We start from the raw sequence: 12932 nt of genomic DNA, 5'->3' as shown, positions 1-12932 counted from the left end.
AGCATTTTCCTTTCCTCTCTATAGTGAGATGACCGCCGCTGGCGGTGAAAAACCTGCAAGCACCTGCATGCATCAGGCCAAAACTATAAGAGGAAATAACCATGAACCTGTCGTCGCGGTTGCACGCCCACCTGGCTCGAGGCAAGGTCGGCTTTCCCACCACCCTGGCCAGTTCGGTCGGGGTGATCATGGCCAGCCCGGTGATCCTGACGGTCACCAGCGGCTTCGGCATCGGCGGCGACACCTTCGCGCTGGCGATGTTGATCGCCTTCATCATGATGCAGGCGCAGCTCACCACCTTCTCCGAAGCGGCGGCGCTGCTGCCGACCTCCGGTTCGGTTTACGACTACATCTCCTGCGGCATGGGGCGCTTTTTCGCCATCACCGGCGCGCTGTCGGCCTACCTGATCGTGCACATCTTCGCCGGTACCGCCGAGACCATTCTCTCCGGCATCATGGCGCTGGTGAACTTCGAGCACCTCAACACCCTGATGGAAAGCCACAACGCCTCCTGGATGGTCGGCGTCGGGCTGGTCATCGTGTTCGGCCTGCTCAACGCGTTCGGCATCGAGGCCTTCGGCAAGGCGGAGATCGTGCTGACCTTCGCCATGTGGAGCACGCTGGTGATTTTCGGCATCGTCGGGCTGCTGTCGCCGCATGCGGTGCCGCTCGAGGGCTGGTTCGGCAGCACGCTGAGCCTGAACGATCCCTTCGCGGTATTCAGCCTGATCGGCATGGCGATGTTCATGTTCGTCGGCTGTGAGCTGGTGACGCCGATGGCGCCGGAGATCAAACGCTGCGATCGGGTGATCCCGCGCGCGATGGCGCTGGGGCTGTGCGGCGTGGCGGTGTGCATGGCGCTGTATGGCGCGGCGCTCAGCCACCAGGTGGAAAACGTGGTAATCGACGCCGCCAGCGGCGCGCGCCTGCTGGAAACGCCGATGGCCATCCCGGCGTTCGCCGGCCAGGTAATGGGCCAGTTCGGCAAATACTGGCTCGGCGTCGGCCTGCTGCTGGCCGGCGCCGCGACCATCAACACGCTGATGGCGGCGGTGCCGCGCATTCTGTACGGCATGGCGCTGGACGGCGCGCTGCCGCGCATGTTCGCCTATCTGCACCCGCGCTTTAAAACGCCGGTGGTCGGCATTCTGGTGGCGGTATTGATCCCCTGCGTACACGCCTTCGCCATTCAGGGCAACCTCGACAGGATCATTCCGCTGGTGCTGGCGGCGGTGTGCGCCTGGGGCGTGGCCTACCTGCTGGTGACCTGCTCGGTGGTGATCCTGCGCGTACGCCGCCCCGATCTGCCGCGCGCCTATAAATCGCCGTGGTTCCCGCTGCCGCAGATCGTTTCCAGCGTCGGCATCGTGCTGGCCATCGTTTACATCACGCCGCCGGGAATGAACCCGAGCGATATCTATATTCCCTTCGGCTGGATGATCGGCCTGACCGCCGCCTATGCGCTGTTCTGGACGCTGTGCGTGCAGAAAGTGAATCCGTTCAAGCCGGTGCCGGTCGAGCAGGTGCTGGAGAACGCGTTCGCCAAAGGTGAAAACGAGGAGGCGCAGTTTGATCGGCTTACTTCCCTCATTTAATCGCGCCTGGCGGCGAGCGCCGTCGGGCTATCGGCCGGGCGCCGCGCTGGATCGTCTGGCGCGCAACCTGGAGCCCTACGCGTGCGAACGCCTGGCACCGGGTCTGCTGCGGCTGACGCTGCCGCAGGGGCCGCAGATCGAGATCGGCGAACAGGTCCAGGGGCTGTTTATGGCGCATATCGTCAGCCACCGCTTTCGGTTGCAGGGCGCGTGCGCGATGCAGCTTCCGTTGACGCTGGACGTGGTGACCGGCGGCTGGCTGCGGCGGCGCGGGGTGCGTTATCTGCTGCGCCAGCGCCACGCGGCCGCGCAGCGGGTGCTGGACGGCCTGCAGCGCTACCCGCAGATCGGCGAGACGCTGGCGCAGCTGGATTTTCGCCGCGTGCGGCTGACGGTGAAAGACGGGCGCTGGCAGGTGGATATCGAGCATTTTGCCGCGTCGGAGGTGGTCAGCCGTTTGCCGGCCGGCCGCCGCTATTTGCGGCTGGATGCCGAACAGCGGCGGCTGCTGTTGAGCAGCCTGCTGATGATCGGCCAACTGATGGAGAAGCTGAATCATGAATAGAGTGGTTGTGATTACCGGCGGCGGCACCGGCGTCGGCGCCGCCTGCGCCCGTCTGCTGGCGGCGCAGGGCGATCGGGTGTTCATCATCGGCCGCCGCCCGGAACCGCTGGCGGCGCTGGCGCAAGAGATCGGCGCGCAGGCGCTGGTGGGCGATGCCGCCAGCGGCGAGAGCTGGAACCACGCGCTGCTGCCGGCCATTCTGCGCGACGCCGGGCGTATCGACTGCCTGATCGGCAGCGCCGGCGGCATGGGCTTCAAGCGCATCACCGAGATGACCGACGCGCAGTGGCAAGGGGCGATGGACAGCAACCTCAACAGCGCCTTCGCCAGCGCGCGCGCCTGCCTGCCGGAGCTGATTAAAAGCGGCGGCAACCTGCTGTTCGTGGCCTCGATCGCCTCGCTGGCCGCCGGGCCGGAGGTCTGCGGCTACGTCACCGCCAAGCACGCGCTGATCGGGCTGATGCGCTCCATCGCCCGCGACTATGGCCCGCTGGGCGTGCGCGCCAACGCGGTATGCCCCGGCTGGGTGACCACGCCGATGGCGGACGAAGAGATGCAACTGCTGATGGACGCCCATCAGATTTCGCTGGAGCAGGCTTACCAGATGGTCTGCCGCGACGTGCCGCTGCGCCGCCCGGCCAGCGCCGAGGAGATCGCCCGCGTCTGCCGTTTCCTGTGTTCCAGCGAAGCTTCAATCATTACCGGCGCGGCGCTGGTGGCCGACGGCGGCTCCACCATCGTTGACGTGCCGACCCTGGCTTTCACTTCCCTGTAAGGAGCATTTCCATGAGTTCAGAAGCGGTATTCATTCAGGTTGGCGCGTTGGCGGAAGGCTTTGCGCCGCACAGCAATACGCTGGAACGGCAGCACGGGCTGGCGGGCGCCACGCTGACGCTGCGCTTTAGCGACGGCGTGACGCAGCGCTGCCGGTTTACCGACGAGCAGACGCTGGAGTGGGGCGAACGGCGCGGCGTCGCCTATCGCGCCACCAGCATTCGCCCCGGTGTGCTGTTTATCGATTTTCTCGATCCCGCCCGCGCCAACGCCAGCATTACGCTGGTATGCGACCGCAATCAGGGTAACTTCACTGCGGTATACGGCCAGCTGCCGGACGAAGCGCAGGCGCGGCTCGATGCCTTCAGCCGGGTGGAACAGGGGCTGCCGCTGACCGCGGTCGAGGCCGAGTTCCGCTTCGGCACGCTGGATGACGCCGACGTGGCGCCGCCGGGCTTTACCGATGAGCTGATCGGCATGCGCAATATGTACACCTACAGCCCGACCGAGCGGTACGAGCACATCTACCTGAACGACAACTTCTACGCCTGGCAGTGTCTGGACGGGGTGGAGAAAGGGCTGGCGGACGTCGATCGCTGCCACTACGTGAAGGTGGCGGAGCAGCTTTATCTGTTCGTCTGGCGTGAGAAGATCATCCCGACGCTGGGCGTGGTGATGATCGATCTGCAGGGCATGCGCACCGACGGCAAGATCCTCGGTTATCAGGGCAGCGATTTCAGCGCGCTGAGCAACTTTGCGGTCGGCGCCCATGCGCAGGTGCTGAACACCACGCGCCACCCGCGAGGATAGGGTGATGAGCGCAACCTATGCGGCCGACGCCTTTGCGGGGCAGGCGGTGCTGGTGACCGGCGGCGCTCAGGGCATTGGGCTGGCGATCGTCAGCGCCTTTGCCCGCCTGGGCGCCGAGGTGACGATCGCGGACGTGCAGCTGCCGCAGGCGCAGGCGGCGGCGCAGGTGCTGCGGGACGAAGGGCTGGGCGTGCAGGCGCTGGCTTGCGATCTGGCCGAACCGGGGCAGATCGCCGAGCTGGTGACGGCGGTAGGTGAGCGGCATCAACGGCTGGACGTGGTGATCCACAACGCCGCTTACTTTCCGCTGACGCCGTTCGCCGCCATCGACGCGGCCCTGCTGCAACGCACGCTGAGCGTCAATCTGATGGCGCCGTTCTTTCTGGCGCAGGCGGCGCTGCCGTGGATGCGCCGCCGGGGCGGCGGCTGCCTTCTGGTGACCTCGTCGGTGACCGGCCCGCGGGTGGCCTACCCGGGGCTGGCGCACTACGCGGCCTCCAAGGCCGGGGTGAACGGGTTTATTCGCGCGGCGGCGCTGGAGCTGGCGGCGGAGAAAATTCGCGTCAACGGCGTAGAACCGGGGATGATCCGCACGCCGGCGATGGCCAACCTGGGCGACGCGCAGGTGAATCAGGCGATCGCCGCCGCGGTGCCGCTCGGGCGGCTGGGGGAACCGGAAGACATCGCCGCGGCGATGGTGTTTCTCGCTTCGCCGGCGGCGGCCTACATCACCGGCCAGACGCTGGTGGTGGACGGCGGCGCGCTGCTGCCGGAAACGAATTCTCTGCTTACCTGACGCTGCAGCGTTGTTGGCTGCAGGCGCGCACCCCAGTCACTGACTTGAGTAAGCTCCTGGGGATTTACGCCTTGGCCGCCTGGCTGCAACGCCAATTAATTTGAGAATTCCGGTTGGTTAAATCACTTCTTAGTGGGATGCGCGGTGACGTTGGCGGGCAGGCTGTCGCCCAGGGTGATCAGCTCGTCCAGCAGCGTCATCAGCTGGTCCATTTTCTGCCGCGAAAAGGCGGCTTCAATCTCGGCGTAGCCCTGTTCCACCTGGTGGCGCGCCACTTCATACAGATCCTGACCCTGCTGGGTCAGCGACACGTACAGCTTGCGCTGATCGTTGACCGGCTTGAGGCGGAAGATCAGCTTGTCACGCTCCATGCGCGAGAGAATGCCGGTCAGGCTGGGGCGCAGGATACAGGTTTCCGCCGCCAGCTCGTGGAATTCGATCGAGCGGCTGTTGGCCAGCACGCGGATGATGCGCCACTGCTGTTCGGTCAAATTGTGGCTTTTCAGGATCGGGCGGAAGAACCCCATGGCGGTTTCACGCGCCTGCAGCAGGGCGATGGTTAACGATTCATGCATAAGTTTGGCCTTAGCTATCAAGGTGTTCGTTGTTACGGCGCTCGTTATGGGGGCGCCCGCCCCGCAAAGCCCGATTTTGTTAATAACTTAATAGTAGCCAAAGTTACCCGTAGGGATAAAGCAAAAATGCGTGCCGCAGCGAAAAATGGCGAGAAAAATGATTAATACGTTGAATAATCACGCTAATGTTCGTTATTTGTGAATATTTTGTTATCACGATCACAAATCACTCCAAGCGCGTTGCGTAAAAGCTGCACAGCGTATAAAAGTAATCATTAATATATTAATGAATGCCGGTTGTCATGTTTTGCCATTGGAGGAGTTCGCATGAAAGGCACCGTATTTTCCGTTGCGCTGAACCACCGCAGCCAACTGGACGCCTGGGATCAGGCGTTTCACCAGCCACCGTATCAGACCCCGCCCAAAACCCCGGTGTGGTTTATCAAACCGCGCAACACCCACCTCGCCAACGGCGGGGCGATCCCGTTTCCGGCCGGTGAAACCGTGCAGAGCGGCGGCACGCTGGCGGTGATCATCGGCGATACCGCGCGCAAGGTGCCGGTTGAGCAGGTGAGCCGTTATCTGGCCGGCTACGCGTTGGCCAACGACGTCAGCCTGCCGGAAAGCAGCTTCTATCGCCCGGCGATCAAGGCTAAATGCCGCGACGGGTTCTGCCCGCTGGGGGAGATCGGCCAGCTGGAGGCTGCCGATCGGCTGGAGATCGTCACCGAGATCAACGGCGTGGAGCAGGATCGCTGGTCCACCGCCGATCTGGTGCGCTCGGTGCCGGAGCTGATCGCCGCCATCAGCGATTTCATCACCCTGCAGCCGGGCGATGCGGTGCTGATCGGCACCCCGCACCAGCGGGTGGAGATCAAACCGGGGGATGAGGTGACGGTGCGCGCCGCCGGCCTGCCCACGCTGACCAACCGCGTCACCCAAGCAGGAGCCGCATCATGAAACATGCCCGTATTCGCCATCATGGCCAGGCCGTCAACGTCCAGGTGGACGACCAGCTGCGCGTCACGCTGCCGAACGGCGAGGTGCTGCAGGAGCGCGAAGTGGAATGGCTGCCGCCGGCGCAGGGCACGGTGTTCGCCCTCGGGCTGAACTATGCCGACCACGCCAGCGAGCTGGAATTCAAGGCGCCGGAAGAGCCGCTGGTGTTCCTCAAGGCGCCGAACACCCTGACCGGGCACCGCCAGGTGTCGGTGCGCCCGGCCGGCGTGGAGTACATGCATTACGAAGCCGAGCTGGTGGCGGTGATCGGCAAGACCGCGCGCAACGTCAGCCGCGAGCACGCCATGGAGTACGTGGCGGGTTACACCCTGTGCAACGACTACGCCATCCGCGATTACCTGGAAAACTACTACCGGCCGAATCTGCGGGTGAAGAGCCGCGACACCCTGACGCCGATCGGGCCGTACATCGTCGATCGCGACGACGTCGCCGATCCGCACCGGCTGGCGCTCAGCACCTACGTCAACGGCGAGCTGCGCCAGCGCGGCAGCACCGCCGACATGATTTTCGACATTCCGTTCCTGGTCGCCTACCTGAGTGAATTCATGACGCTGCAGCCGGGCGACATGATCGCCACCGGCACGCCGAAAGGGCTGGCCGACGTGCAGCCAGGCGACGAAGTGGTGGTGGAGATCGAGGGCATCGGCCGTCTGGTTAACCACATTATCAGTGAAAAAGATTACGAGGAGAGCCTGCGATGAAAACCATCAACCATTGGATCAACGGCAAGAACGTCGCCAGCAAAGAGTATTTCACCACCACCAACCCGGCGAACGGCGAGGTGCTGGCGGAAGTGGCCTCCGGCGGCCAGCTGGAGATAGACCAGGCGGTGGCGGCGGCGAAAGAGGCGTTCCCCAAGTGGGCGAATACGCCGATGAAAGAGCGCGCGCGCCTGATGCGCCGCCTGGGCGAGCTGATCGACCAGAACGTGCCGCAGATCGCCGAACTGGAAACCGCCGACACCGGCCTGCCGATCCACCAGACCAAAAACGTGCTGATCCCGCGCGCTTCGCACAACTTCGAGTTCTTCGCCGAGGTGTGCCAGCAGATGAACGGCAAGACCTACCCGGTGGACGACAAGATGCTCAACTACACGCTGGTGCAGCCGGTGGGGGTATGCGCGCTGGTGTCGCCGTGGAACGTGCCGTTCATGACCGCCACCTGGAAAACCGCGCCTTGCCTGGCGCTGGGCAACACCGCGGTGCTGAAGATGTCCGAACTGTCGCCGCTGACCGCCGATCGCCTGGGCGAGCTGGCGCTGGAGGCCGGCATTCCGGCCGGGGTGCTGAACGTGGTGCAGGGCTACGGCGCCACCGCCGGCGACGCATTGGTGCGCCATAAAGACGTGCGCGCGGTCTCCTTCACCGGCGGCACCGCCACCGGCCGCCGCATCATCGAAAGCGCCGGGCTGAAGAAATTCTCCATGGAACTGGGCGGCAAGTCGCCGGTGCTGATCTTTGAAGACGCCGACATCGAGCGGGCGCTCGACGCCGCGCTGTTCACCATCTTCTCGATCAACGGCGAGCGCTGCACCGCCGGTTCGCGCATCTTCATTCAGGAGAGCATCTACCCGGAATTCGTCAAACGCTTCGCCGAGCGCGCCAACCGTCTGCGCGTGGGCGATCCGCAAGATCCCAACACCCAGGTGGGGGCGCTGATCAGCCCGCAGCACTGGGAAAAAGTCTCCGGCTATATCCGCCTCGGGGTGGAAGAAGGAGCGACCCTGTTGGCCGGCGGCCCGGACAAACCGGCCGGTTTGAGCCACGGCAACTTCCTGCGCCCGACGGTGCTGGCGGATGTCGACAACCGGATGCGCGTGGCGCAGGAAGAGATCTTCGGGCCGGTGGCCTGCCTGCTGCCGTTCAAGTCGGAAGAAGACGGCCTGCGCATGGCCAACGACGTGGAATACGGCCTGGCGTCGTACATCTGGACGCAGGATGTGAGCAAGGTTCTGCGCCTGGCCCGCGGCATCGAAGCGGGCATGGTTTTCGTCAACACCCAAAACGTACGCGATCTGCGCCAACCGTTCGGCGGCGTGAAAGCCTCCGGCACCGGCCGCGAAGGCGGCGAATACAGCTTCGAAGTGTTCGCCGAAATGAAGAACGTGTGCATTTCCATGGGCGACCACCCGATCCCGAAATGGGGCGTCTAAGCCTCGGGCCACAATAATAACGAAAGAGATGAGAACAATGACGACAAAACTTACCACTAATGCTGTCCCTGCTCCCGACGTCGTGCGCTGTGCCTACATGGAAATTCAGGTCACGAACCTTAAAGCCGCACGCGAATTTTACGTCGATATCCTCGGCCTGGTCGTGACCGCCGAGGATGACAAAACCCTCTACCTGCGTTCGATGGAGGAGTTCATTCACCATAACCTGGTGCTGCGCGAAGGCCCGGTCGCCGCCGTTGCGGCGTTTGCTTTCCGCGTGCGCACGCCGGAAGACGTCGATCGCGCCGAAGCGTATTTCAAGGCGCTTGGCTGCCGCACCGAGCGGCGGGTGAACGGGTTCGCCAAAGGCATCGGCGATGCGGTGCGGGTCGAGGATCCGCTCGGCTTCCCGTATGAGTTTTTCTACGACGTGCAGCACGTCGAGCGTCTGGCCTGGCGCTACGATCTGTATACGCCGGGCGCGCTGGTGCGCCTCGATCACTTTAACCAAATCACCCCTGACGTGCCGCGCGCCGTGGAATACATCCAGGGGCTGGGCTTCCGCGTAACGGAAGACATCCGCGATGAAGACGGCGTGGTTTACGCCGCCTGGATGCGCCGCAAGGCGACGGTGCACGATACCGCGATGACCGGCGGCGCCGGGCCGCGCATGCACCACATCGCCTTCGCCACCCATGAAAAGCACAATATTTTGGCCATCTGCGACAAGCTTGGCGCGCTGCGCAAATCCGATTTGATCGAACGCGGCCCCGGCCGTCACGGCGTCTCCAACGCGTTCTACCTCTATCTGCGCGATCCCGATGGCCACCGCGTGGAGATCTACACGCAGGATTACTACACCGGCGATCCGGACAACCCGACCGTGACCTGGGACGTGCATGACAACCAGCGCCGCGACTGGTGGGGCAATCCGGTGGTGCCGAGCTGGTATACCGAAGGATCGCTGGTGCTGGATCTCGATGGGCAGCCGCAGCCGGTCATCGAACGCAGCGCGCCCAGCGAAATGGCCGTCACCATCGGCGCAGACGGTTTTTCCTACACCCGTGAGGGCGATACGGAAAAAGGTTTCAAACTTGGCAATACGCTGTAAATGCCGCTGCGCGGGCCGCGCCCGCGCCTATGCGCCGTCTGGAGAACGCTATGCCCCATTTTTACGCTGAATGTACCGACAACATCCGCCGCGAGGCGGATTTGCCCACCCTGTTCGCCAAGGTCAACGAGGCGCTGGCGGCGACCGGCATCTTTCCGCTGGCCGGCGTACGCAGCCGCGCCATCTGGCTCGACACCTGGCAGATGGCCGACGGCAAGCAGGACTACGCCTTCGTGCACATGACGCTGAAGATCGGCCACGGCCGCAGCCTGGAAAGCCGGCAGCAGGTGGGCGAGATGCTGTTTGCGCTGATCAAGGAACACTTCGCCGCGCTGATGGCGCAGCGTTACCTGGCGCTCTCTTTCACTATGGAAGAGCTGGATCCGGTGCTGAATTACAAACAGAACAATGTCCACGCGCTGTTCAACAAGGCGTGAATAAGGGGTCGTAAATGCTGGATAAAGAGCAGGTTAACCGCGCCGTACAGCGCCTGCATCAGGCGGAAAATAGTCGTGAACAGATCCGCGCGCTGTCGCTCGATCATCCCGAGATCACCATCGAGGACGCCTACGCCATTCAGCGGCAGTGGGTGGAGCTGAAGATCGCCGAGGGGCGCAAGCTCAAGGGCCACAAGATCGGCCTGACCTCGCGCGCCATGCAGGTGAGCTCGCAGATCACCGAGCCGGACTACGGCGCGCTGCTGGACGACATGTTCTTCAACGACGGCAGCGACATTCCGATCGATCGCTTTATCGTGCCGCGGGTGGAGGTGGAGCTGGCGTTCGTGCTGGCCAAGCCGCTGCGCGGGCCGAACTGCACGCTGTTCGACGTCTACAACGCCACCGACTACGTCATTCCGGCGCTGGAGATCATCGACGCGCGCAGCCACAACGTCGATCCCGAGACGCAGCGGCCGCGCAAGGTGTTCGACACCATCTCCGACAACGCCGCCAACGCTGGGGTGGTAATGGGCGGGCGGCCGATCAAGCCGGATGCGCTGGACCTGCGCTGGATAGCCGCGCTGCTGTACCGCAACGGCGTGATTGAAGAGTCCGGCGTGGCGGCGGCGGTGCTCAACCACCCGGCCAACGGCGTGGCCTGGCTGGCCAACAAGCTGGCGCCGTATGAGGTGGAGCTGGAAGCGGGGCAGGTGATCCTCGGCGGCTCCTTCACCCGGCCGGTGCCGGCGCGGCGCGGCGACACCTTCCACGTCGACTACGGCCCGATGGGCTGCATCAGCTGCCGCTTTGTCTAATAAGCAGGCTCGGCGAACCGGGCCGCAATAAACCGGGCGGGGGGCCACGCGCCGCGCCCGCTTGTCAGGGAGAATGCGATGTTAACCAACCACTTCAAGCGTGCGCTGCAGGAAAAACGCCCGCAGATCGGGCTGTGGCTCGGGCTGTGCAGCAGCTACAGCGCCGAGCTGCTGGCCGGCGCCGGTTTCGACTGGCTGCTGATCGACGGCGAACATGCGCCCAACAACGTGCAAACGGTGCTGGGGCAGCTGCAGGCGGTCGCGCCTTACCCGAGCCGGCCGGTGGTGCGGCCGCCGTGGAACGACGCGGTGATCATCAAGCAACTGCTGGACGTCGGCGCGCAAACCTTGCTTATCCCGATGATTCAAAACGCCGAACAGGCGCGCGATGCGGTGCGCGCCACGCGCTATCCGCCGCACGGCGTACGCGGCGTCGGCAGCGCCCTGGCGCGCGCTTCGCGCTGGAACCGGGTGCCCGATTACCTGCAGCAGGCCGACGAGCAGATGTGCGTGCTGGTGCAGATTGAAACCCGCGAAGCGGTGAAAAACCTCGACGCCATTTTGCAGGTGGAAGGGGTGGACGGCGTGTTTATCGGCCCGGCGGATCTCAGCGCCGATATGGGCTTCGCCGGCAATCCGCAGCACCCGGAAGTGCAGCGCACCATCGACGACGCGATTGCCCGCGTCCGCGCCGCCGGCAAGGCGCCCGGCATTTTGATGGCCAACAAGGCACTGGCGCAGCGCTATCTGGAAGCCGGCGCGCTGTTCGTCGCGGTGGGGGTGGATACCACCCTGCTGGCGCGGGCGGCGGAAGCCCTGGCTGACGAGTTCAAACAGGGCGGGGTGCAAGCGCCTTCATCGGGAGTTTACTGAACCATGAACCACGTCGATTCGCTGCCGCCGGCCAACCCGGCGCAGCAACATAAAGCGTTAACCGCCGCCGAGCAATCGGTGATTAAAAAGTTGTTTCGGCGCCTGATCATTTTCCTGTTCGTGTTGTTTGTTTTCTCTTTCCTCGACCGTATCAACATCGGCTTCGCCGGGCTGACGATGGGCAAAGATCTCGGCCTCAGCTCGACCATGTTCGGGCTGGCGGCGACGTTGTTCTATGTCACCTACGTGATCTTCGGCATTCCGAGCAACATGATGCTGAGCCGGGTCGGCGCGCGGCGCTGGATCGCCACCATCATGGTGCTGTGGGGCATCGCCTCCACCTGCACCATGTTCGCCACCGGGCCGACCAGCCTGTACGTGCTGCGCATGATCGTCGGCATCACCGAGGCCGGTTTCCTGCCGGGCATTCTGGTGTACCTCACCTACTGGTTCCCGGCGTTCTACCGCGCCCGCGCCAACGCCTTGTTCATGATCGCCATGCCGGTGACCATGGCGATCGGCTCGCTGGTCTCCGGCTATATCCTGGCGCTGGACGGGGTGATGAATCTGAAGGGCTGGCAGTGGCTGTTTCTGCTGGAAGGCATTCCGTCGGTGCTGCTGGGCGTGGTGGTGTGGTTTTACCTCGACGATACGCCGGCCAAGGCCAAGTGGCTGACCGACGAGGAAAAATCCAGCCTGCAGGCGATGATGGAGGCCGACAAGCTGCAGCTGGTGCAGCCCAACGGGCCGAGCAGCCACCGCGCGCTGCAGCAACGCAGCCTGTGGCGCGAGATTTTCACGCCGATCGTGCTGATGTACACGCTGGCCTATTTCTGCCTGACCAACACCCTGAGCGCGATCAACATCTGGACGCCGCAGATCCTGCAAAGCTTCAACCAGGGCAGCAGCAACGTGACGATCGGCATTCTGGCGGCGATCCCGCAGATCTGCACCATCGCCGGCATGGTGTGGTGGAGCAAACGATCCGACAGGCTGCAGGAGCGCAAGCATCACACCGCGCTGCCATACCTGTTCGCCGCCGCCGGCTGGCTGCTGGCGTCTGCCACCGATCACAGCCTGATCCAGCTGCTGGGGATCGTGATGGCCTCGGTCGGCTCCTTTACCGCCATGGCGATCTTCTGGACCACGCCGGATCAGTCGATCAGCCTGGAAGCGCGCGCGGTGGGGATCGCGGTGATCAACGCCACCGGCAATATCGGATCGGCGCTCAGCCCGCTGTTGATCGGCTGGTTCAAGGATCTGACCGGCAGCTTCAACTCCGGGCTGTATTTCGTCTCGGCGCTGCTGATCGTCGGCGCCGTGCTGGTGTGGCGCATCCCGATGAAGGATTCGCGCCCGAGGGCGACGCCTTGATGCGCAAGTGGGCATGATTGCAGGAGGTCATG

Annotated in this window: 14 protein-coding genes; 13 read left to right on the top strand and 1 reads right to left on the bottom strand. The window is 64.1% G+C overall.

The features are described 5' to 3' along the window. Nucleotides 1-101: 101 nt before the first annotated feature. From REA38_RS18680 to REA38_RS18660, 5 genes are read left to right on the top strand one after another with little or no spacing between them, the layout of a single operon-like run. On the top strand, nt 102-1595 hold the full coding sequence (locus tag REA38_RS18680; RefSeq protein WP_103772817.1) for an APC family permease: 1494 nt from the start codon (nt 102-104) through the stop codon (nt 1593-1595). Continuing rightward, nucleotides 1570-2160: a DUF3156 family protein gene (locus REA38_RS18675; protein WP_308886412.1), complete on the top strand. Its 591-nt coding sequence runs from the start codon at nt 1570-1572 to the stop codon at nt 2158-2160. The genes REA38_RS18680 and REA38_RS18675 overlap by 26 nt, the downstream gene beginning before the upstream one ends. Further along, nucleotides 2153-2935 (top strand): SDR family NAD(P)-dependent oxidoreductase, encoded by a 783-nt coding sequence (locus REA38_RS18670; RefSeq protein WP_033636968.1) that lies wholly within the window; start codon nt 2153-2155, stop codon nt 2933-2935. The genes REA38_RS18675 and REA38_RS18670 overlap by 8 nt, the downstream gene beginning before the upstream one ends. 11 nt (nt 2936-2946) lie before the next feature. Next, nucleotides 2947-3744: a molybdenum cofactor biosynthesis F family protein gene (locus REA38_RS18665; protein WP_060439116.1), complete on the top strand. Its 798-nt coding sequence runs from the start codon at nt 2947-2949 to the stop codon at nt 3742-3744. 4 nt (nt 3745-3748) lie between these two features. Next, the gene (locus REA38_RS18660; protein WP_308886409.1) at nt 3749-4540 is read left to right on the top strand and encodes an SDR family oxidoreductase; all 792 of its coding nucleotides are present in this window, start codon (nt 3749-3751) and stop codon (nt 4538-4540) included. Nucleotides 4541-4662: 122 nt separating this feature from the next. Here the strand turns inward: REA38_RS18660 and hpaR are convergent, their stop codons facing one another. After that, the gene (gene hpaR / locus REA38_RS18655; protein ID WP_033648530.1) at nt 4663-5115 is read right to left on the bottom strand and encodes a homoprotocatechuate degradation operon regulator HpaR; all 453 of its coding nucleotides are present in this window, start codon (nt 5113-5115) and stop codon (nt 4663-4665) included. Nucleotides 5116-5442: 327 nt separating this feature from the next. Between hpaR and REA38_RS18650 the strand changes: the two genes are divergently transcribed. The 8 genes from REA38_RS18650 to hpaX all read left to right on the top strand — a co-directional run bounded on the left by REA38_RS18650 (nt 5443) and on the right by hpaX (nt 12900). Beyond that, nucleotides 5443-6075 (top strand): fumarylacetoacetate hydrolase family protein, encoded by a 633-nt coding sequence (locus REA38_RS18650; RefSeq protein WP_033636979.1) that lies wholly within the window; start codon nt 5443-5445, stop codon nt 6073-6075. Then, the gene (locus REA38_RS18645) at nt 6072-6836 is read left to right on the top strand and encodes a fumarylacetoacetate hydrolase family protein (protein ID WP_033648528.1); all 765 of its coding nucleotides are present in this window, start codon (nt 6072-6074) and stop codon (nt 6834-6836) included. The genes REA38_RS18650 and REA38_RS18645 overlap by 4 nt, the downstream gene beginning before the upstream one ends. After that, complete coding sequence (hpaE, locus tag REA38_RS18640) at nt 6833-8287, top strand: 5-carboxymethyl-2-hydroxymuconate semialdehyde dehydrogenase (protein WP_033636981.1); 1455 nt, start codon at nt 6833-6835, stop codon at nt 8285-8287. The genes REA38_RS18645 and hpaE overlap by 4 nt, the downstream gene beginning before the upstream one ends. 37 nt (nt 8288-8324) lie before the next feature. Then, nucleotides 8325-9398 (top strand): 3,4-dihydroxyphenylacetate 2,3-dioxygenase, encoded by a 1074-nt coding sequence (hpaD, locus tag REA38_RS18635; protein ID WP_004933173.1) that lies wholly within the window; start codon nt 8325-8327, stop codon nt 9396-9398. A gap of 50 nt (nt 9399-9448) precedes the next feature. Then, nucleotides 9449-9835 carry a 5-carboxymethyl-2-hydroxymuconate Delta-isomerase gene (locus REA38_RS18630; RefSeq protein ID WP_004933172.1) on the top strand — a complete coding sequence of 129 codons (387 nt, stop codon included), beginning with the start codon at nt 9449-9451 and terminating at the stop codon, nt 9833-9835. A gap of 14 nt (nt 9836-9849) precedes the next feature. After that, a complete protein-coding gene (gene hpaH, locus REA38_RS18625) occupies nt 9850-10653 on the top strand; it encodes a 2-oxo-hept-4-ene-1,7-dioate hydratase (protein ID WP_308886405.1) in 804 nt (267 codons plus the stop codon). A 78-nt stretch (nt 10654-10731) separates the two neighbouring features. Further along, nucleotides 10732-11526: a 4-hydroxy-2-oxoheptanedioate aldolase gene (hpaI, locus tag REA38_RS18620; RefSeq protein ID WP_308886403.1), complete on the top strand. Its 795-nt coding sequence runs from the start codon at nt 10732-10734 to the stop codon at nt 11524-11526. Nucleotides 11527-11529: 3 nt separating this feature from the next. Continuing rightward, on the top strand, nt 11530-12900 hold the full coding sequence (gene hpaX, locus REA38_RS18615) for a 4-hydroxyphenylacetate permease (RefSeq protein ID WP_033636986.1): 1371 nt from the start codon (nt 11530-11532) through the stop codon (nt 12898-12900). Nucleotides 12901-12932 lie beyond the last annotated feature (32 nt).

This window comes from Serratia sp. MF1(2023), from assembly GCF_030954545.1.
Taxonomy (GTDB): domain Bacteria; phylum Pseudomonadota; class Gammaproteobacteria; order Enterobacterales; family Enterobacteriaceae; genus Serratia; species Serratia sarumanii.
This window is presented reverse-complemented; position numbering and strand designations above follow the sequence as displayed.